The following is a 22,265-nucleotide window of genomic DNA, read 5'->3' on the forward strand; positions in this document are numbered from 1 at the left end:
AAGCACTTTAGTGCTTAAAAAATAAGGAATTAAGTCCTTACTACGAACTTGACTAAGAAATTGTTAGTAGAGACGTAGCAATGCTACGTCTCTACTCTCGATAGGTTGATTTAACGATAATATATTGACAATATTAAAAGAGAAGAAGCAGCTAGCAATAATTCAAACTTCCTCCACTAACTACTATCTACTACCCACTAACTATTACAATTGAACGCACTACTAATCACTGGAACAGATACAGAAGCAGGCAAAACTGTTTTAACAACAGCATTAGCAGCCTATTGGCAAAAATATTGTTCTGCTCGTAGTTTGGGTATTATGAAACCCATACAATCAGGAGTGGGCGATCGCGAATGGTATCAACAACTATTTAGCTTGGAACAATCTCCTGATGAAATCACACCTTTGTATTTTCAAGCACCTCTAGCCCCCCCAATTGCCGCAATTCAAGAAAATCGCCATGTAGATTTAGCAGTAGTCTGGCAAGCTTACACAGCTTTATGTCAGCGTCGAGATTTTGTTTTAGTAGAAGCTTTAGGTGGATTGGGTTCACCTGTAACTAAGGAATTGACAGTAGCAGATTTAGCAGGTGAATGGCGCTTACCTACGGTGTTAGTCGTACCAGTCAGATTAGGCGCGATCGCTCAAGCAGTGGCGAATGTCGCCTTAGCAAAACAAACACGAGTCCAATTGCTGGGAATTGTTCTAAATTGTGTCCAACCCCGCACAGATGAGGAAATCGCCAACTGGACGCCAGCAGATTTAATTCAGTCTTTGACAAATACCCGTGTTTTAGGCTGTTTACCCTATTTAGAAAATCCAGCAGATATAGACAAACTTGCACAAGTCGCTTCAAATTTAGATTTAGAGCGTTTGTTAGTCATTAGATCAGGGAACGGGGAACAGGGAATAAGGAATGGGGAACGGCGAACAGCTTAAAGAATGTGTAATGAAACCTATTAGTCATTAGCAAAGAACAAATGACAAATGACAAATAACTATCCCGATTCACAATATAAATAACCGACAGTAATTTAAAGAAAATGGTTTCGACCTTTCCCAACTCTACCAATATTGACTTATCTCGCGTTCGCCTTGCGATTCGCTCATTGCAACCGCAATTAGTCGAATGGCGACGTAGATTACACCAAAAACCAGAACTCGGTTTTCAAGAAAAACTCACTGCTGAATTTGTCTCCCAGAAATTACAAGAATGGGGAATTGAGCATCAAACAGGTATTGCAGAGACTGGTATCGTTGCGATTATCCGGGGTGAAAAACAACCAGAAGCATCCAATCCAAAATCTATAGACGCTTCTGCGGCTACCTACGGAAGCCACTCCGTGTCGAAGCGCAGGGTAATCCAAAATCCAAAATCGAAAGTCTTGGCGATTCGTGCGGATATGGATGCTTTACCCATCCAAGAACAGAACGAAGTAGCCTATCGTTCTCAGCATGACGGGATCATGCACGCTTGTGGACACGATGGACATACTGCGATCGCTCTGGGTACAGCTTATTATCTCCAGCAACATCGTCAAGACTTCGCCGGGACTGTGAAAATCATCTTCCAACCTGCGGAAGAAGGACCAGGAGGCGCAAAACCAATGATTGATGCTGGGGTGTTGAAAAATCCTGATGTCGATGCCATTATCGGTTTGCACCTGTGGAATAATTTGCCGTTGGGAACCCTGGGTGTACGTGCAGGTGCATTAATGGCAGCTGTAGAAACCTTTAACTGCACGATTTTTGGTAAAGGCGGACACGGCGCTATGCCCCATCAAACTGTAGACTCAGTAGTAGTTGCAGCCCAAATCGTCAATGCTCTACAAACAATTGTGGCTCGTAACGTCAATCCGATTGATTCAGCAGTGGTGACAGTCGGTGAACTCCATGCAGGTACAAAATGCAATGTGATTGCAGATACAGCCAGAATGAGTGGTACTGTTAGGTACTTTAATCCGGCTTTGCAGGGCTTTTTCTCCCAAAGGATCAAGCAAATTATTGCTGGCGTTTGTCAAACTCTTGGTGCTAATTATGACTTTCAATACTGCGAACTCTACCCAGCCACAATTAATGATGCAGGGATGGCGGAATTAGTGCGATCGGTTGCAGAAGAAGTGGTAGAAACGCCCGTGGGTATTGTACCGGAGTGTCAAACAATGGGCGGTGAGGATATGTCCTACTTTTTGCAGGAAGTTCCCGGTTGTTATTTCTTTTTGGGTTCTGCTAATCAACAGAAGAATTTAGCTTATCCTCATCATCATCCCCGTTTTGATTTTGATGAAACAGCGTTGGCGATGGGTGTAGAGATGTTTGTGCGCTGTGTTGATAGGTTTTTGAATCGATAAGTATACAAAGAAATAAAAAAAGCCCCGGCGATTGGAAATCGCACGCCAGGTGCTACAACGGAGGAGCCACTGCGGTGGACGGGTTCCCCGGCATAAAGCAGGTGGCGTGGAACCTCCGCAACGCACTGGCTCGGCTACACAAACAAAACCCGCCTACGCGGGTTTCAATTATTTAGTTCCCAAGTGGAAATCAGAGAGTTTTGTTGATGATGAATTGGTTGATTCCTAATGTAGTTTGCTACTTTATCTATACCATCATGGCTAACAGTAAAAGCGCCATAGCTACCTTGCCATTTAAAAAATTTACCTGGTTGGATTTCGTGAGTAACTAAATGGGAAGAACTACCTTTTACTTGTTTAATTAAATGGGATACTGTTATGGTTGTGGGAAAAGCTGTCAATAGATGTACATGATTTTCTATTCCACCAATTGCGATCACAGTGCATCCGAGTTTTTTGCACTCCCCAATAATTGCAGCATAAATAGGCTTTTGGATCTCTGGTGTAATTAAAGGTGACTGCTCATTTTATGATTCAATACAACACCAAACATTATTTCGCTATTTTAAATATGCTTAGGCTCTAAGAATTAAAATCTTTAAAGAGAGAAGATTTTTTTGCTATAATGTCTAATCTTGTCGTTATTTTATATTTAACTTATTTATGGAGGATGTAAAACTTAAGTTCGCTGATTTATTTTCTGGCATTGGAGGGTTTAGGTTAGCTTTTGAAAAAGCTAAGTATGAGTGTGTATTCTCCTGTGAAATTAACGAGGAGTGCCAAAAAGTTTACTACAATAATTTTGAAGAAATTCCCGCTCATGATATTAGAAAAATTGACATACAAAATCTCCCTTATTTTGACGTTCTAACAGCAGGTTTTCCTTGCCAGCCCTTTAGTATCTGTGGAAGAAGGAAAGGTTTTCATGACACCAGAGGAACATTATTTTTTCATATTTGTGAAATAATTGAGCATGTTCATCCTCCTGTAGTTGTACTTGAGAATGTTAAGCATATATTACATCATGATAAAGGTAGAACATTAGAAGTAATACTGTATGCTTTAGAAGATTTAGGTTACGTGGTTAACTATGAAATATTAAATTCTAAAGATTTTGGATTACCGCAAAATAGAGAACGAGTAATTTTCGTTGGTACTAAAAATAAAAAATTTAATTTTGGTTTGCTCAGAAAAACCCACCCATTCCCAATTCTAAGAACATTTTTATGTGATTCAGGAGATTTTGAATACTTAAATCCTCAAGAGTATACGCTGATAGATAACCCTAAACAACAATCCTCTGGTTTGATTTTTGTGGGATACCGTAATAAAAACATTTGGAAAACTGGTATTAGACCAAATACGGAACATTTATCCAGAGTTCACCATCAACCAAATAGAATTTATTCTATATATGGAGTACATCCAACAATACCATCTCAAGAGACTTCAGGTAGATTTTTTATTTATATACCAGAAGAAAATTTAGTTCGGAAATTAACAATTAGAGAATGTTACAGAATTATGGGTTTTCCTGATAGTTTCAAGACCCATAGTAATTTAGGAGAGTGCTATAAACAGATAGGCAATTCTGTTGCTATACCAGTAGTTTATGAACTTGCTAATCAGATTAAAGAACAAGTTTTTTCCTCTCAAAAGATGGAAGATGAAATCATCAATCTTAATAATAAAAATAATACTGAACAAGCAATTCAACTAGAGCTACCTTTAATAATGAATCACAAAGAAAAATTTCTACAGATTTATAAAATCACATCTGAACTTGAATTTAATCAAATACAAGTTCCAGAAGAGTATCAAGCGTATGTTTCAGAAATTGCTAAAAACTGCTTTATGAGAAAAGGGGTTTATACAGCATTAATTACTCTTTTAGTACATAAAATTTTGCATCCATCTCAGGATATTAGATATCACCAGGCTGAAATGCAAGATGGTTTTTCCGCAAGAATTATAGATACAAAGTACATCACTCCTACATTGACGGAGTTAGGACTACCTGCAATGGCCGAAAGTGGTTGGTTAACTCGCTCTCTTGAACAACCATACCCTTATACTTTAAATTACAACGGAAATATAACTCCTAAACCTCTAAAAATCGCCTTTTTAAATATAATTGATTTTGTACAAACATCTCCTGAAAAAGCTGAAGATGTGTTAAAGCTGCTTCTTAAATTGGTCAGAGCAGCTAAAAATGATAGCGTTGTTGAAATCATTAAACTAACGAATTATGAAAAACTAGATATAAAAAATGTAGTAAATGCTTTAGAAGAACATTTTAATTATGACTATAAAACTGTTGGTGGTTCAAAATTACCCGTTATTGCTTTCTATGCTATCTATCAACTTTTAATTAGAGAAATCTCTAGATATAGTTCATGTAAGTTAAGAAAATTAGGTAGTCATACAGCTTCTGATAGAACTGCCAAGACTGCTGGAGATATTGAAATCTTAAACAAAAATAATGCTCTAATTGAAGCTATAGAAGTAAAGCATGGTCAAGAAATAACTTTGCAATTCGTTTACCGAGCTAAAGAAAAAATTATTAGATATAATCCTAGTAGATATTACATTTTTGCTTCAAAAGATATCAGGCAATCAGAGTCAGATAAAATTAACAATTTAATTAAAGAAATCGCATCTGAACATGGATGTCAAGTAATTCTTAATGGAATTATTCCTACAATCAAATATTATTTGAGGCTAATAATGTCTATAACAGACTTTATTGATGGATACTCTCAACTCATAGAGTCAGATAACGAAATACAAAAAATTCACAAAGAAAAATGGAACGAAATATTAAGCAGATTAGTGATTGATGAATAAGAAAATGATGTCTTCAAAAATGATTTTATTCTATAAGCAGTCTTAAATGAGAGCCGTGGTTCGTAACCCAAGTCATCGGTTAATAATCACAGAGGTTTGGATTTATTGTGACATAATCATCCAAACCTCGATAATTTCTTGATTAAAAGTATATTTTGCCAGTTACAGCTACCCCTTGCTACGAAGCTTTGGCTTCCAAAGATTTTAGCAACTCTGTATTTACTCCCGATTCGCGAGTTAAGGAAATTTTGCCAGTGCGAGCAATTTCCTTCAAGCCAAATTTTTGTAACACTTGCACGATCGCCACCATTTTTCCTGGATCGCCGACAACTTCCAAAGTCAAAGAATCTTCGGCTACATCTACCACTCGCGCCCGGAAAATTTGCGATAACTCGACTATTTCCGAACGGGTACTGCTGGTAGCATTCACCTTGAGTAGCATCAATTCGCGTTCTACACAGGGAATTTCAGTAATATCCTGCACTTTGAGAACGTTAATTAGCTTGTATAGTTGCTTGGTGAGTTGTTCAATCACCCAATCATCACCGGGTACAACCATTGTGATCCGAGAAACTCCTGACTGTTCTGCTGGTCCCACTGCAAGACTTTCGATATTAAAGCCACGACGAGCAAATAAACCAGCAATGCGGGAAAGAACACCCGCTTCATCTTCTACAAGTACTGATAGGGTATGTTTCATTGTCGCCAAGAGAGGCTAGGGAGAGGAGAGATTATATATTTTAAACTGAAACGCCTCTCTCAAATCATACTATTGAAGTTAAAAAGCATCTCTGAATCAAGCAAAGGTAATGCTTGTACAGGATATTGCTTCAACCACTCCTGAAACGATCGCCCACCCTGCTCAATATACTTATTTAATTCTGGTAAACAGCGACGGCGATAGAAACCACACAATGGTTCCCATCTATTATTTCTATAAACCAAAGCTGCGATCGCTTCTTCTGGTACTTGTTCTAATCCAGCTATCCACTCTTGCAAAACTTCTACTTGCAAATTAGGTAAATCACAAGCCAACAGTAACACCCAATCTGTTGTTACCTGCGTCAATCCTTGAGAAAACCCCACCAGTGGTCCATGAGTTTTCGATTCCTTACCAGTTTCATCTGGTAAAAGTACTTCCTGAAGAAACTGACTTTTGGGTGGTAGCAAATCTTGATAACGTTCTGGCCAGGGAGTAACCACATATACTTGCTCTGTACAAGCTTCCGCAATTTCACAGATTCGTTGCAACATCGGGACATCTTCAATCGGGATCAAAGCCTTATCCCTACCCATACGCGTACTCTTACCACCTGCTAAGATGATGGCTGTTAATTGGTCATTAGTCATTAGTCATTAGTCATTAGTCATTGGTCATTGGTCATTGGTCATGAATCAGTTAACAGTTTAATTTGATAACTGATAACTGATAACTGATAACTGATAACTGATATCACCCTCTCACTTGACTTTGGCGAACTTGCTGCAACATTTGCTCTACATTTTCTGCTGCTGGTAGGCATTTTAACCCTTGACAAACTAAGGCTACACTGTTTTCTGGTAGTTTTGAGGCGATCGCAAACACAACACTTGGTAAATATTGAGACATGAGTGAGTGTATTTGCTCAGTGGTGGTACGAATCAGGGTACTGTTGCAATACCAATCCAAAGCTGTAAATAAACTCGGACAGGCTTGTGGACTACTATTCATTACACTTCGGAATGCTTTTAAGCCTTGTTCGGCTAAATCTAAATAATGTAGATTATCTGTAAACAAAGCCAGACGTACAAGATTGGCGATCGCTACTCCATTGGCTGAGGGTGTAGCGTTGTCTGCATAACTACGTTCGCGCACAATTAAATCTTGACTCGCGTCAATTGAGGCGTTAAAATATCCTCCTAATTCCACGCTCCAGAGATATTCGTCAAACTCCTCTTGGAGTGCGATCGCTCTTTCTAACCATTTGTTTTGCTCTGGGCTACAAGTTTGTAAATCCAGCAGTGCTTTGATAAAAAAGGCAAAATCTTCTGATTGAGCTAATACGGTTGGTTGATTTTCATAATTCAATCTGTGGAAACGCCCATCAACAAATTGATGATCTAAAATAAAGTCTGCGGCTGTGGTTGCTAGTTTCAAATACACGGGTTCTCGGAAAACAGCATACGCGGTTGCCAAGCCAGAAATCATTAAGCTATTCCAAGCCACAATCATTTTAGTATCTGTCACCGCCGGAATTCGACCAGGCCAGTTATGAGATTTAGCTTCTTGGTTGTTGCGTGCTGGAGTAAACGTTGCGAGTGATTCGGGGGTCGTACCGTAACGCGCGACAAATAATTTCTTGAGCGCTGTTTCTACGGTTTCACTCAGTTCTCCACTATGGCGTCTTTGTAAGACATTTTGACCGTCAAAGTTACCGTTAGCTGTGACTGTAAACTGTTGTTGTAATTGTGTGAGTTCTTCAGCATTCAGCAGTTGTTCGAGTTCGCTGAAAGTCCAGACGTAAAAAGCACCTTCTTCTGGTTCTGCTTCTACTGGTGTTGTAAAACTATCAGCATCTTGAGCCGCATAGAAATAACCTTCAGGTGAGGTCATTTCTCTTTTTAACCATTCTACAGTAAGAGCGATCGCTCTACGGAAAGCAGGTTTTTCTATACCTGTACTCCAAAGATTTGCGAGATACTCTACAATTTGACCATTGTCGTAGAGCATTTTTTCAAAATGTGGTACTGTCCAGGTGGGATCAACAGTGTAACGGTGAAAGCCTCCGCCCACATGATCATAAATACCGCCTAATGCCAAGTCTAAACCCCGTTGGGTACAAATTTGTTTGCCATCATATTTAGATGTCACCTCAAATCGTGTTCCCCGTAATGCTAATTCTGCGTAGGGGATCATGGGGAAACTATTACCATGCTGGTTGGGAGTAATGATCCCCGTACTGGTTTCCCAGCCTTTTTTTAATAATTCGTTGTCTTGAGTTGCGGTATTACCTTGTTGCTCCAATACCGCAGAGGTGAGGAGAGATTCGAGAATTACTGCTTTGCGATCGCGCAAATCTTGTTTTTCTGTATCGTAGTAGCGGCGAATCGCTTGTAAAACTTGTAAAAAACCAGGACGACCATAGCGTGGTTCAACTGGAAAGTAAGTACCTGCATAAAATGGTACTAAATCATCTGGAGATAAAAAAGCATTTAAAGGCCAACCCCCCTGACCACTCATCATCTGCAAAGCTTGCATGTAAATACTGTCAATATCTGGCCTTTCTTCCCTGTCTACTTTGATCGGGATAAAATTGGCATTCATGTACTCAGCAATGCCCAGGTCAGAAAACGCTTCTCCTTCCATAACAGTACACCAGTGACAACTGGAGTAACCAATCGAGAGGAAAATCGGTTTATTCTCTGCTTTTGCGGTTGTAAGTGCTTCGTTGCACCAAGGCCACCAATCAATCGGATTTTCGGCGTGTTTACGGAGGTATAGACTTTTTGCTTCAGCAAGGCGATTAGTCATGATTAGACACTAGAATTTGCCTTCTCTGTTCAGTCTACCTCGAAAGATTTTAGATTTTAGATTTTAGATTTTGGATTCAAAAATGGGGATTAATAATTTTTTTGGTAGTTGGTAGTGATTGAGAACAAACAACTACCAACAAATAACTGACACTAAATCAATATACATTTTGATTCAACCAGTGATTTTTTATTCTAAAGAACGCAAAAAAGAACTAGCCACTGGTGTAAGCGCCGTACCAGAGGGAGGTGCTGCTTTGGTACTCATTGTAGTGTTTGTATTCAGTCCGACGATCAAGTGCAGTAAAAAGGTAATAATAGCAGCTTGTAACAATTTTTCCAGCATGGCAGCTTCCTCTCTTTCGGTGGATGTTTTTGATTGGGATGTGTCCTGCTTAGATGCCCCTCGTACTAATGATTTTCCCCATTAGGTAGAAATATCAGGAATTTTCTCAGTAAAAATATGGCAATTTTTACAAAACTATTAAAAAATAATACTGGCTAACAGCCGAATTAATCGGGTAAGCACCATCTGCTATATATGACTACACAGTGGATGATATGGTTTCGGAAAACAATCAGCCTTTGTAATCGATAGAATGTATCTACATTAGTTACAAGCTGGCTAAATGATTCCTATCGTTATTGAACAATCAGGTCGTGGCGAACGCGCCTTTGATATCTACTCACGCCTTTTACGTGAACGTATTATCTTTTTGGGACAAGCGATTGATGACAACGTTGCTAACTTGATTGTTGCCCAACTACTGTTTTTAGATGCTGAAGATCCAGAGAAAGACATATATATGTACATCAATTCTCCTGGTGGTTCGGTGACAGCAGGAATGGGTATTTTTGATACGATGAAGCACATTCGTCCAGATGTCTGTACCATCTGTACCGGACTAGCGGCGAGTATGGGTGCTTTTCTCCTGAGCGCAGGTGCTAAGGGTAAAAGAATGAGTCTTCCCCATTCGCGGATTATGATTCACCAACCCTTGGGGGGCGCTCGCGGACAAGCAACTGATATTGAAATCCAAGCCCGCGAAATTCTCTACCACAAGCGACGGCTAAACGAATATTTAGCCGAACATACCAGTCAGCCGTTAGAGAAAATCGCCGAAGACACAGAAAGAGACTTTTTTATGTCACCCGAAGAAGCCAAAGATTATGGCTTAATCGACCAGGTGATTGATCGTCACGCTGCTGGTAGCCGTCCAATGGCGGTTGTGTAGGAGTATAGGGGTCGGGGATCGGGGAAAGGGGACAGGGAAGACATGGGAGACAAGGAGGACAAGGAGGACAAGGGAGACAAGGAGGACAAGGGAGACAAGGAGGACAAGGGAGACAAGGGAGAGAATAAACACCGATCCCCAATCCCCGATCCCCAATAACAAATAACAAATGACAAATGACAAATAATTTATCAAAATCCTGCTAGTGGATCTACAGGTGTAGCTTGGGATTCTAAATATTTGAGGAAATCACGTAATTCTTCGGAATCGAGTAAATGGCGCGATCGCTTACCGTAGGTTTGAATTAAATAGTCCCTACCCTGTTCTGTTGTCCAACCCAAGCGCTGCATTTCTACGCCGATTTTGGCGATATCGTCTGATTGATCCACTGGTTCGCTTTTCTTCTTTTTCTTCGTTGTCGGTGCTGGTGACGTCGCAGGTACTACTTCTTCGGTAGGAGTATTGTGATAACTGCGTTGGGGAAATGGTGTGACGTTACTAGATTTAATCTCTGGTAAAGGTTTGCTTTCACTCTGGTTGCTAGAAATTTCCCCGAAGTCTTCTGCTTGAATATCTAAGGGGAGTTCTGGTTGTGCGTTCGCAGGCCAATTTGGCTCTAAATCCTGATCCTGACCATAGGTATCAATTGTGTGTCTTGAAGAAGTTGAAAAATTTGAAGAAGTTAAAGAAACAGTTGATTTAATGGGTGTGCTTGCTTGGGTTTCCAGATTGGAGGTATCAATGGGAGTTTGGGTAAAAGAAGAGACGGAAACGCACAGATGGTCAGAAGCGGAGACGTTTTCTTCTGTTTGAGCAGGTCCACTACTTTCGGTAGTTTTAACATCAGTTGCACTCTTAGTCTCAATCAAACTTCCCGTCTGTACTGGTGAAGTGGTAGTCTCAACATCAGTTACGCTGTTGGTCTCAATCAAACTTCCTGTCTGTACTTGTGAGGTAGTAGCAATTCCCAAAACCATCAAAGCTCTAGTTCTGGCTTGATCTTCTGCTTCCTCTACTGTTGCGGCTGCTGCCATACCAGTAGCGCGAGTGATACCTTCTATTTGTAAGCTTGCCCGAACAATATATTTACCATGATAAATTTGCACTAATTCAGAGATTAAACTAGCTGTGGGATACAAGCTCTGAAGTTGAGCCAACATCATAATTTCACCAAATCTACGTCAGAATAATTTCAAGTCAGAAGCAACAGGCAAGAGGCAAGAAAGAAGCAGGTAAGATATTCAATCAGCAGAATAATTTTATCCAATTGATAAAGCTGATAACTAATTTAAGTATTGCTTTTGAGTTGCCCACCCATTCTTGTTTTGTTTATCTTGTGGATTCACGATTGGGTATGGATCTATTTTAAACTTTACACTACCAATAATTTTCTTGTACCTCGCACCCTGAGATCGATCATGCAACCCTGAGTTACCGAAATTGTATTAAAAATTTGGGTATACTGTTTGTAAAATAAATTTTTTTGGGTAAATTATTGGCTACCACAAACTAATTTTAAGTGTTATTGCAAGCAATGCTATACTGTTTACCCAATTTAATATCCAGAAATCTTTTCTGGAAGTACGACTAAATCTACAATAATGAAGTAATGGTTCGTGCTCACAGATTATTAAACTGCTACCTAGTTGTTACTGATTCTACATATGGAACATTTAGGTTGATCAGCAGTTTCTCCTAGTGAAAAATCAGAGTCTAATCGCGTAAAGTACCTTTCAACTAGGCAATTGAACACCTGTGGTTTTCCCTGCGTAGCGCGTTTGGGCGGTTCCACTGAGAACGATCCGAACACAGCCTCTCAAAAACCCGTTGCGTCACAACCTAGTAGGGTAAAATCCGCAATCAGGATTGCCTTGTCAGATTGGCCAAGTGAAGGGACTTGAACGAACTGGTACTCAAAAGATGATTGTGTAGCGCCCTACCTGTTGGGAAGTTCGTTCACCGCTAGTGTCTGTGGGTGTGAGGTAATCAACCAAGAACCAAATTCAACAACGGATACATTGCAAAGGTGGAGGGGAACCCCCACACACAATTGTCCTCAACAAAAAAAAGATGTTTTGACCAAAGGTCGGTTCACTGCATGGAATTTTCAATCGCTACACTCCTTGCCAATTTTACTGATGATAAATTGGTAGCTCGTAAACTTCTAGAAAAGAAACTTGGTTGTGAAGATGAAGAAAGTTTACAGACACTTCACATCATCTTGGAGGTATTAGAGAAAATTGGCATTTTAGTAAAAGAACGCGGTAAGTATCGCCGCATCACAGAAGAAGGGTTAATAGAAGCGAAGTTGCGCTGTTCCAGCAAAGGGTTTTGCTTTGCAATTCAAGACGTAGAAGGAACTGAGGATATTTATATTCGAGAAAGCCATTTGAGTAATGCTTGGAATGGCGATCGCGTTTTAGTGCGGGTTCTCAAAGAAGGTAGTCGCCGTCGTTCTCCTGAAGGCGAAGTGAAACTAATTTTAGAGCGCTCCAATCACACTTTACTCGCACGCATCAAACAAGTAGAAGCGGGCTATCGGGCTGTACCTTTAGATGATCGACTGCTATTTGAACTGAAACTTTACGCCAATGGTCTAAAATTACAAGAAGCGATCGACCATCTGGCTCATGTAGAAGTTCTACGTTACCCACTAGCACAGTATCCCCCATTAGGGCGAGTTGTACAGATCCTGGGAAGCGATGCAGAAGCAGCCGCTGATATTGATTTAGTTACCTGCAAGCATGACCTTTCCCGTACTTTCTCAGATAACGTCCAAGAAGCAGCTACTAAACTACCAAAAAGGATTTTAAAAGCTGATCTCAAAGATCGGCTAGATTTACGTAACAAGTTTACAATTACAATACTAGGTAATAATATTGACACAAAAACAGTAGAAAATGCTTTCTCCTTGGAAACAACTAGTGGTGGTAACTTACAGTTAGGCTTTCATATTCCTGATGTTTCCCACTACGTACAGCCAGATGAAGCACTTGATCGGGAAGCACTCAGACGGGGTAGAACTGTGTACCTTGGTGATTTAGTGTTGCCAATGTTACCGGAAAATGTGATAGATCGGTGTTCTCTAGTATCAGGAAGCGATCGCCTGAGTCTTTCTTGTCTAGTTACCTTTGACCCGCAATCAGGAGAAGTACTGGATTGGGAAATTCAACCCAGTGTAGTGAAAGTAGATGCTTCAGTAAATACTCAGCAAGCAGAAACAATTCTTCTGGGTAAAAAAGTCACCAAAATCCCTACTGAAGCAGTAGAAATGCTGCAAGAGTTGAAAAAGTTGCAGATGTTTCTCAAACAACAACGCACCTCCCGCGGAAGTTTGCAGTTAAATCTGCCCACAAATAAAAACCCCTTCTATGATGAAGGTATTCTCGGATGCGTAGTAGAAAAAGATTCACCCGTGCGATCACTGCTCACAGAATTCGTATTGCTGGTGAATCAAATCATGGCAAACCACATGAGTGCTTTAGGTATTCCCAGCATTTGGCGAGTCCAAGGCGCACCTGATCCCGAAGATGTACAAGAGATGTTGAAACTGGCGATCAATTTGGGGATCGAATTGTCACTAGAGCCAGATATTGATATTCAACCTCTAGATTATCAACAATTGACAAGAGTGTTTGCTGAGTCATCATCTGAGCAAGTTTTGACTTATTTATTGCAAGACACCCTCAAACAATCAGTTTACAGCACCAACAACAAAGCACCCCACTTTGGTTTGGCACTACCAGAATATGTCCACTTTACCGCACCCTTACGACGTTACCCAGATTTGCTGATGCAGAGGGTATATTATGCACTACTTGAACACGGACGCGATCGCCGCAACACTCGTGTCAAAGAGCGTGTAAACTTACGTTCTTCTACTAGCCACGGGGAAATTAACTGGAACGTTTTACCGCCAGAATTGCAACAAGAGTTGCAAAGCGAACTGACAAGAGTAATTACCCAAATCAACGACAGAGAAAAAGAAGTTCAAGAAGCCGAAGCCGACTTAGAGGGTTTGCAAAGAGCCTCTTTAATGAAACAGCGCATCGGCGAGGTTTTCAGTGGTGTGATTACAGGCGTCCAATCTTACGGATTCTTTGTGGAAATTGAAGTCCCGCCAAAAGATGATGGTGGTGAGCAAAATGTACCTTTACGAGTCGAAGGACTAGTACACGTCAGCTCCCTCAAAGACGATTGGTACGAATATCGCGCCAGACAACAGGCGTTGTTTGGACGAAAAAATCGCGCTTCCTATCGATTAGGCGATCGCGTTGCAGTACAAGTTAAAAGCGTCGATTACTACCGTCAACAAATTGATCTAGTCACAGTTGGTAGTGATGGTATTCCTTATCGCCAAGATATCAATACAACTGGTGAAGAATCAGATATGTACTTACGTGACGACATGGAACCAGACGATTTAGAATCCTATGAAGACGACGAATAAAGGTTAGGGATCGGGGATCGGGGAAGGTAGGGGTCCCCTTTGGGGATAAGGGGCAGGTGGGGCCCCCTCTGGGGATAAGGGGCAACGGGGATCGGAGATCGGGGACAAGGGGGACAACTTCTCAGTTATCAGTTATCAGTTATCAGTTATCAAATTAAACTGGTAACTGTTAACTGTTAACTGATTCATGCCCAATGCCCAATGCCCCATATTTGAAAAATATGTCCAACAATAACAAGCCACTCATCTTAGGAATTACAGGTGCATCTGGTTTAATCTACGCGGTTCGCGCTTTAAAATATTTGCTTTGTGCTGATTATGAAATTCAATTAGTTGCTTCTAAATCAACCTACATGGTTTGGCAATCTGAGCAGGATATTCGTATGCCTGTAGAACCTGCTCAACAAGAGCAATTTTGGCGACAACAAGCAGGAGTTGAAACAGGAGGAAAACTACGCTGTCATCCTTGGGGAGATGTGGGAGCGAATATCGCTAGTGGTTCCTTTCGTACTTTAGGAATGATTATAATTCCCTGTAGTATGAGTACGGTAGCCAAGCTTGCAGCAGGGTTAAGTTCCGACTTATTAGAACGGGCCGCAGATGTGCAGCTAAAAGAAGGACGAAAACTAGTCCTTGTTCCCCGTGAAACTCCTTTTAGCTTGATCCATTTACGCAACTTAACCACCCTTGCAGAAAGCGGAGTGAGAATTGTACCTGCTATTCCTGCTTGGTATCACAATCCTCAAAGTATTGAGGATTTAGTTGATTTTGTAGTCGCCCGTGCTTTAGATCAATTAGATATTGATTGTATTCCCATTCAACGTTGGCAAGGTCGTCACACGTAGGCGCGTCTACATCCTTCATCCTTTCTATTCCTTATGGCTCTTTTGCGATTAATTTTGTTAGTAGCAATTATGGGAGGACTGGCGCTGTTGTTAGCGCAAAATTGGTCCCCTATCCTCCCATTAGTCTTTTTAGGTGTGCAGACGAAATCATTACCTTTAGCAATATGGATTTTGTTCAGCACAGCTGCTGGTGCTGCTACTTCTTTGGTGATCTCTGGTTTATTTCAATTGTCCAGTTATTTGGCAGTACCACAACGCCCAACTTCTGCTGCATCCAAATCTCGGAGAACTACAGCAAAGAGCGATCGCTCAACGCGAGAAAAATCTGCCGACAGTTATAGTAGTTATAGTAGTTATACTAGTCCCCCACCATCAGCGACTAAAACTCCATCTCCATCTAATCCAGATGATGATTGGGACACAAACGACAACGAAGATTGGGATTTTGAGGAAAAGCCAGACGCCACAAGTTCTCAAAATACCGAAGTCAGAGACTCAAAAAGCTATGAACGCCGACAAGAACCTACAGACAGTTTCCGAGCAGGTTCTTCATATTCTTACAGCTACCGCGAACCTAAAAACTCTGGAGTGGGCAAAACTGAATCAATTTATGATGCAGACTATCGGGTAATTATTCCCCCATATCAACCATCAAGCGATGATTTCACCGATAAAGATAATCCAACCGATAAAAAGAATCAAGCAGATGAAGAGGATTGGGGGTTTTTAGACGATAGTGAGGATGATCAGCGTGAGCGTTAATCAATAGAGACATCACAAGTCAAATCTCTACTTGATCCCACAACGCTCGCGAGACTCCTGCTTGACTTTACCTGTCATAGCAGCTTCTTGCAAACTCATAAAAGCATTAAAATCTTCAAGATCATATTGTGTACTCAATAATTGCCGTAGCTGATTTTCTGCTTCTATAGTCAGGTATCCTGTTGATAAAGCCTTTTGCACAACATCTTTAATCCGAATCATGTTTGAATCCTCAAACGACCACACTTAACTTATTCGGCTTACTCAAATTAGATATCCAGTATCTTGAATACTTTTCCACCATTAAGTTGGGCAGGCTTTTTTCAACCAAATGAACAAAAAAGTCATTTTTTACACCTTGTATTTAATAAGTGCTGTTTATGCTGGTCAAACAACTCACTCAAATCAGTAATTAGAGCGCTTTATATGTAAATAGTGAGAACGATGTATTGTGTTGGTAGAAACACAGTGTCGTAGAATGCTCTATAAATAATGAGTTTGACCCATTTTGGTAGACGCACAAAGCCTGAATAAAGTTTCAATCAAGCTCAAATCAAATTTTATTAAATTTATATTAAGCCCATACCTAACATAAAGCATATTAATCTATTTGTGTGGAATTTCCGTAAATCTCCCAGAAGAGTCTGCATGAAAGAATTGAGAGTGCGATCGCACCCAAATTTTTGCGGAGAAAATTTTACTCGTAAGCACCAAGTTTCGCTAGGATAAATTCAGAGTTTTATGAGTCGCCAGAGTTACGGATAGTTGCAATCTACCACCCCCCATTTAACACCGAGATACCCTCCTCCACAGAGGTACAGATTCAGCTCAAACCGAAACCACGATTACCAAGAAAGGCAGACCCTTTTTTCCAAAGACTTAAAATCTTAACTAAACCCTATTAGCTCATAACCTTTTCCTTAGTGACCAGCTAGAACTTTAATTAACAGTAGACCCAAAAAAAGGAAAGATGATTACACCCATGCGTGTTTTTGTGTTGATATTTAACGCTGGCACAGATAACGAAGGAATTCACACGATTCGAGTAGGCGATCGCAATACAATTCTGATGTTTGAGTCAGAAGACGACGCCACGCGCTTTGCCTTGATGCTAGAAGCCCAAGATTTTGCTACACCCGCAGTTGAAGCAATTGATGCTGAACAAATCAAAGAGTTTTGTCAAAGTACTGGCTATGATTGGCAAATGGTGACAGAAAATAGTGCTTTAATGGTTCCCCCAGAAATAAACGTAGAAGAAACCGATTGGAAACCAGACTCTGAAATCGAGCAAACACAGACTAACACCCAGTCTAGTAACCAAGAATCACCACCAAAATCAGAATTGTCTGATTCCGAACTAGATAGTATTCGTCGCCGATTAGAAGGGTTACTATAAATAGTCATTAGTCAATGGTCATTAGTCAATGGTCATTTGTCATTGGTCATTTGTCATTAGCCAATTATCTTGGACTAATAGACACGAGGAACATCACACCTCTGGCGACTCAGGACTTCAACCATTACCTAGACCAACAACCAATGACCAATGACCAATGACTATTGTACAGACGCGATTCATCGCGTCTCTAGACCATTGACCAATGACTAAGGACAAAAAACAAATGACTGATTTACAGCAACGTGGCCATCTTCTCACAGAGCAAATTAATCCTAATAGTCAGAATCTAGACCAACTCAGTTGTTTAGAGTTGGTAGAAATTTTTAATCGCGAAGATGAGAATGCGGTAGCTGCGGTTGCTGGTGCGAAGATGCAATTGGCTCAAGCTATTGAACTAACCGCCGAGTGTTTGCAACACGGAGGACGGCTGTTTTATGTTGGTGCAGGGACGAGTGGTCGATTGGGAGTCTTAGATGCTGCTGAGTGTCCACCAACTTTTTGTACACCTCCAGAACTTGTACAAGGAATTATTGCTGGTGGTGCTGGGGCGCTGTTACGCAGTTCCGAAGATTTAGAAGATCGCTTTCAAGATGGAGAAGCGGCGATCGCCCAACGACAGATAACCCAACTAGATGTAGTCGTTGGTATTACTGCTGGTGGGACAACACCTTATGTTCATGGTGCTATCAATGCTGCTCGTCAGCGGGGAGCTACTACAATTTTTATGGCTTGTGTACCTGCTGAACAAGTGAATATAGAAGCAGATATTGATATTCGCCTGTTAACAGGCCCAGAGGTGCTTGCTGGCTCTACTCGCCTCAAAGCAGGAACCGCAACCAAGCTTGCTTTAAATATCCTGTCTACGGGTGTGATGGTGCGTTTGGGCAAAGTCTACGGAAATCGCATGGTTGATGTAGCCGTGACCAATAACAAATTACGCGATCGCGCTTTAAGAATCTTGCAAGACTTAACAGGTTTAAGTCGTGAAGCATCAGATTTGTTATTAGAACGCAGTGGTAAATGGGTAAAGTTGGCGCTGTTAATGCACTGGACAGGCTTAGATCAAGAACAAGGTCTAGAACTACTTTCTGAAAATCAAGGTAATCTCAGAGCTGCGATCGCTAACTGTAAAAATTCCACCAAATCTTAAGAACTCTTGCAAAAGTGTTTTCTAATATAATTAGCGGTGAGGAGTTCTTTACATCAAGAAATTATTGGTCAGCTATATTTTGTATCAAGTTTTGCATTTATTTTTGCCGCATAACTTATAGTTACGAATATGACCAAAGGCTAAGGCCGTTGCCCCTGAGACTGTGGCAATACGCTCACCATCTTCTGTTAGTAGGGTATGTCCAAAAACTGCGGTTGTGACGAGAAGTACCAACCCTAAGATCCCAGCCGTTAGCACTATTCGATCTTTGTGACGACGACACCCCTGTGTGAGAGCTAAAACACTGACAGGAAAAGCAAACCACAGCATAAGACGGTGAAAGTTTTCGCTACCAAGAGAGGTTGTTGCTAGTGCAGGAAGCATGACGAGCAAAACTGGTAAAAACATACAATGGATTGCACACGTAGTTGACAGCGCGATCGCAGCTTTATCCATGACCATCTGCATTCTTCTGCTACGCACGAGATTACCCCTTGATAACTAAACTAATTGGTGATTCTTTTTTGTTGAACGAGCCACAAAATTAGCCAAAAATTTTCTATTTTGACTATAAGCATAGTCTCATAAAACAGAAGGAAATAAAAATATTTTTACAAAAAAAAATGGAGTATCTTCACAGGTTAGCTTTTTGGCGAGTGTAATTTTTGTTACTTAAAGTTTCAAAATTTTCTGCTTTCCTTGAATGCAAATTCTGCTTAAGCTAAGTCAGTGCTAATATTTCAAACTATGTTAATCAATTCGAGTTCAGGGTGTGCGATTCCTACGGCATAACACACCCTACTTCAAATTTATTTCAAAGCATATACATGCTTTGGTTAGCAAAACTCTATACAATTGTTTTGCGTTTGCTAGCTAATTTTTTTGTTGGCGTTGTCGTAAACATACACCAATTGCACCAGCAGCCAGCGAACCTAATATACTTACAGGTTCGGGTACAGGTTTAGAATTACTTAAACCATACTGCAAGTGATCTACTTCCCAGTCAGTGCTGTTGGGCATACTGATTTTAATCGCAGAAATACCATCTGTATTAAACACCCCAAAAAAGCGATCTTCTGCTGTTCCTCCAGCAACTGAACCATCGCCAAGATAAGAGGCTACTATTGTCCCTAAAGAAACATTGTCAGCATTGAAGGCTTCAAACACAACATCACCAATAGGAAAGCTATCTGTCCAAGTTATACCTGCATCGGTTGGAAGCGAACCCAGAACATTCTGATCAAAGGTGAAAATTACACTATTATCAGCTAAGTAATAACTATAGCCATTTACGCCATTACCATCTATTAAGCCATCATCAGCATCAACAGAATCTCTCAATGGTTCAGGCCCGTTTACTTGTCCATTGGAAGATGTAACGCCTGGTGTATTCAAAGCGCCATCCTCAAAATCTTCCAGATAAAAGTAAGAATAGTCACCTCCTTTCAAAGGGCTGTCATTGAAACTTTGGTAAGGACTGGGACCAAAAAAAGTTGTCGCAGCATGAACAGATGATGATGTAGCTATTGTTCCCAAAGCAGTTAATATGGCTCCAGCAGTCATCATTGATAACTTGTTGAAAATGGTCATGAAACTATCTTCCTATTCAATAAATTATTGATGTGAGATTTTGGCTTGTGCTTGGAGTGATAAATAATATGGGGAACAGATGAAAAACTCTTTTCTGAAAAAGTCATGAATACTATTTCAGAAAATATTTGGTGAATACACCCAACGCTAATTAATACCTTCCGAGCATGAAGAGACATTCTTAAATAAAATGCCAACAGAAGGCTTGCTCTAAAAAATCTTATTGTCGTATTTTGCTGAAACTTAGGTAGATGCGACTAACTTCATAGAGAAAGTCATAATTTTTGGAGAGCGATTGTAAAGAGGCATCTTACACCCTAACATTCAGCTAATAGTATCACATTATTTACCTGTGAAATACTTTTTATGAAACGACAAACGCAGAAATTATTCCTTTTGTCTGTAAAACCGAGGCGACTCGTAAAATTAACGCTTCTTGATCAGGTGCAGCTATTAATTGCACTCCTAAAGGTAAAGCATTTGCATATTGAATTGGTACTGATAAAACAGGTAAACCAATAAATGATAATGGCTGAGTAAATAATCCTAAATGGGGACGAACGAGAATTTCTTCTCCATCTAAAATCATCGTTTGTTGCCCAATTAACGGTGCAGAAATAGGTGTAGTTGGGGCAATAATGATATCAATTTTTTCAAATATTTCTCGTATTTGATCGCGAAACCATTTTCTAAAGCGCTGCGCTTGTATATACCAATGACTAGGAATTAATGCACCTGCAAGAAAGCGATCGCGTGTGGCTGGATCAAAATCCTGGGGACGTTGACGCAACTTTTCCAAATGTAAATTTGCTCCCTCGCAAGCAGTAATCACAAAGGCGGCGGCGCGGGCGCGATGGGCTTCGGGTATAGTTACATACTCACTCACACACAAAGCATCGGCAACTTTCTGCACTGCTGCTAAAGCTTCAGGATTAGCTCCTTTGCAGAAATAATCACCTGCGATCGCAATTTTAATACCTTCTATATCTTGTAATAAAAAATGGCGCGTCTCTACGGGAGGACGTTTTGTGCAAACCGGATCGCGTTCATCTTCCCCTTGCAACACATCAAAAGCTGTAGCGATATCCTGTACTGAACGTGCAAAAGGGCCGATATGATCAAAACTGCTAGAAAATAAAGCTACACCAGCACGTGATAACCTGCCATAAGTTGGTTTCAAACCAAAAACGCCGCATAAAGCAGCAGGTACACGAATTGAACCATTCGTATCAGAACCTAACGTCAGTGGAACCAACCCAGCTGCAACTGCTGCTGCTGATCCACCCGATGAACCACCCGCAACCCGTTGTAAATCATGGGGGTTATGAGTCGCGCCGTAATGAGAGTTTTCTGTCACAAACCCGTAGGCGTATTCATCCATATTTAACGCACCTACAAGTATTGCACCTGCTTGCTTCAACCGCGCTACCGCCGTTGCATCTTGCGTTGCTGGCGGGTTTTCAGCATTAATTTTTGCACCAGCAAGAGTTGTAATCCCAGCAATATCAAAGAGATTTTTGACAGCGAAAGGTACACCAGCCAGTAAACCAGGATCTTTACCCTGGGCAATTTCATGATCTATTCTTTCTGCATCAGCCAAAGCAGCATCAGCAGTCACAGTGGTAAAACAATTGAGTTCCCGATCTCGTGCTGCAATTCTTTCTAAAGCAGCTTGCGTTACTTCCACCGCGCTAACTTCACCTTCACGCACTGCTACAGCAATAGATACAGCATCCGCAGAGTCTAGATTCATGGTTCAAATATTGGCGCTGCTTCAATATCTTGTGGTAGGGGAAAAGAATTTACTAATTGAGCGATCGCTTTAATTCTCTCAAAATTTGCTATAACTCCATCCCTATATTCACCCCTCAACCGTAAATCCAACAACAAAGCCATCTGATCCACATACTCACCCACATCCAACTCTTGATTATTCATCGAAACCTCTGGGTTTGAAACCCCGTGCTTCTAGCACGGCTTTCTGGTAAAATTTAAATATGGTGAAATTGCTAAATGCAGGAAATTGACTCGTTTCCAAGGCTTAAGCAGTAACCAAGTGAGATGACGAGTATCCACGCAAACCGAGTCTTTGGGGTGAGGGAGTGAGTCTACACTCTCTAGTT

20 protein-coding genes are annotated in these 22,265 nt (G+C 40.8%); 9 read left to right on the top strand and 11 right to left on the bottom strand.

What is annotated here, in order from left to right:
- The first annotated feature begins 210 nt into the window (after positions 1–210).
- On the top strand, positions 211–942 hold the full coding sequence (bioD, locus tag ACE1AT_RS09875) for a dethiobiotin synthase (RefSeq protein ID WP_374867754.1): 732 nt from the start codon (positions 211–213) through the stop codon (positions 940–942).
- A gap of 104 nt (positions 943–1,046) precedes the next feature.
- Positions 1,047–2,354 carry a M20 family metallopeptidase gene (locus tag ACE1AT_RS09880; protein ID WP_374867756.1) on the top strand — a complete coding sequence of 436 codons (1,308 nt, stop codon included), beginning with the start codon at positions 1,047–1,049 and terminating at the stop codon, positions 2,352–2,354.
- A gap of 164 nt (positions 2,355–2,518) precedes the next feature.
- On the opposite strand, the gene ACE1AT_RS09885 is transcribed toward ACE1AT_RS09880, so the two are convergent.
- Positions 2,519–2,863, bottom strand: a complete 345-nt coding sequence (locus tag ACE1AT_RS09885) for a transposase (protein ID WP_374867783.1) — start codon at positions 2,861–2,863, stop codon at positions 2,519–2,521.
- Between the two features lie 154 nt (positions 2,864–3,017).
- On the opposite strand from ACE1AT_RS09885, the gene ACE1AT_RS09890 reads away from it, so the two are divergent.
- Positions 3,018–5,201, top strand: a complete 2,184-nt coding sequence (locus tag ACE1AT_RS09890; RefSeq protein WP_374867758.1) for a DNA cytosine methyltransferase — start codon at positions 3,018–3,020, stop codon at positions 5,199–5,201.
- 178 nt (positions 5,202–5,379) lie between these two features.
- On the opposite strand, the gene ilvN is transcribed toward ACE1AT_RS09890, so the two are convergent.
- From ilvN to ACE1AT_RS09910, 4 genes are all read right to left on the bottom strand, one after another.
- Entirely contained in the window at positions 5,380–5,901 is a 522-nt protein-coding gene (gene ilvN, locus ACE1AT_RS09895; RefSeq protein WP_016859689.1) for an acetolactate synthase small subunit, read from the bottom strand.
- Positions 5,902–5,960: 59 nt separating this feature from the next.
- On the bottom strand, positions 5,961–6,551 hold the full coding sequence (locus tag ACE1AT_RS09900) for a molybdenum cofactor guanylyltransferase (protein WP_374867761.1): 591 nt from the start codon (positions 6,549–6,551) through the stop codon (positions 5,961–5,963).
- A gap of 103 nt (positions 6,552–6,654) precedes the next feature.
- Positions 6,655–8,712 (bottom strand): thioredoxin domain-containing protein, encoded by a 2,058-nt coding sequence (locus ACE1AT_RS09905; protein ID WP_374867763.1) that lies wholly within the window; start codon positions 8,710–8,712, stop codon positions 6,655–6,657.
- A gap of 189 nt (positions 8,713–8,901) precedes the next feature.
- Positions 8,902–9,057: a hypothetical protein gene (locus ACE1AT_RS09910; protein ID WP_374867765.1), complete on the bottom strand. Its 156-nt coding sequence runs from the start codon at positions 9,055–9,057 to the stop codon at positions 8,902–8,904.
- A 283-nt stretch (positions 9,058–9,340) separates the two neighbouring features.
- Between ACE1AT_RS09910 and clpP the strand changes: the two genes are divergently transcribed.
- Entirely contained in the window at positions 9,341–9,946 is a 606-nt protein-coding gene (gene clpP, locus ACE1AT_RS09915; protein ID WP_026719529.1) for an ATP-dependent Clp endopeptidase proteolytic subunit ClpP, read from the top strand.
- A gap of 191 nt (positions 9,947–10,137) precedes the next feature.
- Here clpP and ACE1AT_RS09920 read toward each other — a convergent pair whose 3' ends face one another.
- The gene (locus tag ACE1AT_RS09920; protein WP_374867785.1) at positions 10,138–11,106 is read right to left on the bottom strand and encodes a hypothetical protein; all 969 of its coding nucleotides are present in this window, start codon (positions 11,104–11,106) and stop codon (positions 10,138–10,140) included.
- Positions 11,107–12,044: 938 nt separating this feature from the next.
- Here ACE1AT_RS09920 and ACE1AT_RS09925 point away from each other — a divergent pair.
- The 3 genes from ACE1AT_RS09925 (at position 12,045) to ACE1AT_RS09935 (ending at position 16,003) form a co-directional block, all read left to right on the top strand.
- Positions 12,045–14,396 carry a ribonuclease R family protein gene (locus ACE1AT_RS09925; RefSeq protein WP_374867767.1) on the top strand — a complete coding sequence of 784 codons (2,352 nt, stop codon included), beginning with the start codon at positions 12,045–12,047 and terminating at the stop codon, positions 14,394–14,396.
- Between the two features lie 221 nt (positions 14,397–14,617).
- Positions 14,618–15,241: a flavin prenyltransferase UbiX gene (locus ACE1AT_RS09930; protein ID WP_374867769.1), complete on the top strand. Its 624-nt coding sequence runs from the start codon at positions 14,618–14,620 to the stop codon at positions 15,239–15,241.
- Between the two features lie 33 nt (positions 15,242–15,274).
- Complete coding sequence (locus ACE1AT_RS09935) at positions 15,275–16,003, top strand: LapA family protein (RefSeq protein WP_374867771.1); 729 nt, start codon at positions 15,275–15,277, stop codon at positions 16,001–16,003.
- 27 nt (positions 16,004–16,030) lie between these two features.
- Here the strand turns inward: ACE1AT_RS09935 and ACE1AT_RS09940 are convergent, their stop codons facing one another.
- On the bottom strand, positions 16,031–16,225 hold the full coding sequence (locus ACE1AT_RS09940) for a hypothetical protein (protein ID WP_026719524.1): 195 nt from the start codon (positions 16,223–16,225) through the stop codon (positions 16,031–16,033).
- A 748-nt stretch (positions 16,226–16,973) separates the two neighbouring features.
- Here ACE1AT_RS09940 and ACE1AT_RS09945 point away from each other — a divergent pair.
- A complete protein-coding gene (locus ACE1AT_RS09945; protein ID WP_374867773.1) occupies positions 16,974–17,399 on the top strand; it encodes a DUF3110 domain-containing protein in 426 nt (141 codons plus the stop codon).
- 226 nt (positions 17,400–17,625) lie between these two features.
- Positions 17,626–18,552, top strand: a complete 927-nt coding sequence (gene murQ, locus ACE1AT_RS09950; protein ID WP_374867787.1) for an N-acetylmuramic acid 6-phosphate etherase — start codon at positions 17,626–17,628, stop codon at positions 18,550–18,552.
- 84 nt (positions 18,553–18,636) lie between these two features.
- Here the strand turns inward: murQ and ACE1AT_RS09955 are convergent, their stop codons facing one another.
- The 4 genes from ACE1AT_RS09955 to ACE1AT_RS09970 form a co-directional block, all read right to left on the bottom strand.
- A complete protein-coding gene (locus ACE1AT_RS09955) occupies positions 18,637–19,035 on the bottom strand; it encodes a MerC domain-containing protein (protein WP_374867775.1) in 399 nt (132 codons plus the stop codon).
- Between the two features lie 390 nt (positions 19,036–19,425).
- On the bottom strand, positions 19,426–20,142 hold the full coding sequence (locus ACE1AT_RS09960; protein WP_374867777.1) for a hypothetical protein: 717 nt from the start codon (positions 20,140–20,142) through the stop codon (positions 19,426–19,428).
- Between the two features lie 364 nt (positions 20,143–20,506).
- Complete coding sequence (locus ACE1AT_RS09965) at positions 20,507–21,895, bottom strand: AtzE family amidohydrolase (protein WP_374867779.1); 1,389 nt, start codon at positions 21,893–21,895, stop codon at positions 20,507–20,509.
- The gene (locus tag ACE1AT_RS09970; protein WP_374867781.1) at positions 21,892–22,080 is read right to left on the bottom strand and encodes a DUF4089 domain-containing protein; all 189 of its coding nucleotides are present in this window, start codon (positions 22,078–22,080) and stop codon (positions 21,892–21,894) included. The genes ACE1AT_RS09965 and ACE1AT_RS09970 overlap by 4 nt, the downstream gene beginning before the upstream one ends.
- Positions 22,081–22,265: the final 185 nt, after the last annotated feature.

The sequence above is a fragment of the Pelatocladus sp. BLCC-F211 genome, assembly GCF_041928655.1.
GTDB lineage: Bacteria > Cyanobacteriota > Cyanobacteriia > Cyanobacteriales > Nostocaceae > Pelatocladus.

Bases quoted from the DNA above. Each gene is read 5' to 3' on its own strand.
- ACE1AT_RS09965 (WP_374867779.1), bottom strand. From the start codon at position 21,895: ATGAATCTAGACTCTGCGGATGCTGTATCTATTGCTGTAGCAGTGCGT.
- ACE1AT_RS09930 (WP_374867769.1), top strand. From the start codon at position 14,618: ATGTCCAACAATAACAAGCCACTCATCTTAGGAATTACAGGTGCATCT.
- ACE1AT_RS09910 (WP_374867765.1), bottom strand. From the start codon at position 9,057: ATGCTGGAAAAATTGTTACAAGCTGCTATTATTACCTTTTTACTGCAC.
- ACE1AT_RS09905 (WP_374867763.1), bottom strand. From the start codon at position 8,712: ATGACTAATCGCCTTGCTGAAGCAAAAAGTCTATACCTCCGTAAACAC.
- murQ (WP_374867787.1), top strand. From the start codon at position 17,626: ATGACTGATTTACAGCAACGTGGCCATCTTCTCACAGAGCAAATTAAT.
- ilvN (WP_016859689.1), bottom strand. From the start codon at position 5,901: ATGAAACATACCCTATCAGTACTTGTAGAAGATGAAGCGGGTGTTCTT.
- ACE1AT_RS09900 (WP_374867761.1), bottom strand. From the start codon at position 6,551: ATGACTAATGACCAATTAACAGCCATCATCTTAGCAGGTGGTAAGAGT.
- ACE1AT_RS09970 (WP_374867781.1), bottom strand. From the start codon at position 22,080: ATGAATAATCAAGAGTTGGATGTGGGTGAGTATGTGGATCAGATGGCT.
- ACE1AT_RS09935 (WP_374867771.1), top strand. From the start codon at position 15,275: ATGGCTCTTTTGCGATTAATTTTGTTAGTAGCAATTATGGGAGGACTG.
- ACE1AT_RS09945 (WP_374867773.1), top strand. From the start codon at position 16,974: ATGATTACACCCATGCGTGTTTTTGTGTTGATATTTAACGCTGGCACA.
- clpP (WP_026719529.1), top strand. From the start codon at position 9,341: ATGATTCCTATCGTTATTGAACAATCAGGTCGTGGCGAACGCGCCTTT.
- ACE1AT_RS09920 (WP_374867785.1), bottom strand. From the start codon at position 11,106: ATGTTGGCTCAACTTCAGAGCTTGTATCCCACAGCTAGTTTAATCTCT.
- ACE1AT_RS09940 (WP_026719524.1), bottom strand. From the start codon at position 16,225: ATGATTCGGATTAAAGATGTTGTGCAAAAGGCTTTATCAACAGGATAC.
- ACE1AT_RS09925 (WP_374867767.1), top strand. From the start codon at position 12,045: ATGGAATTTTCAATCGCTACACTCCTTGCCAATTTTACTGATGATAAA.
- ACE1AT_RS09880 (WP_374867756.1), top strand. From the start codon at position 1,047: ATGGTTTCGACCTTTCCCAACTCTACCAATATTGACTTATCTCGCGTT.
- ACE1AT_RS09960 (WP_374867777.1), bottom strand. From the start codon at position 20,142: ATGACCATTTTCAACAAGTTATCAATGATGACTGCTGGAGCCATATTA.
- ACE1AT_RS09890 (WP_374867758.1), top strand. From the start codon at position 3,018: ATGGAGGATGTAAAACTTAAGTTCGCTGATTTATTTTCTGGCATTGGA.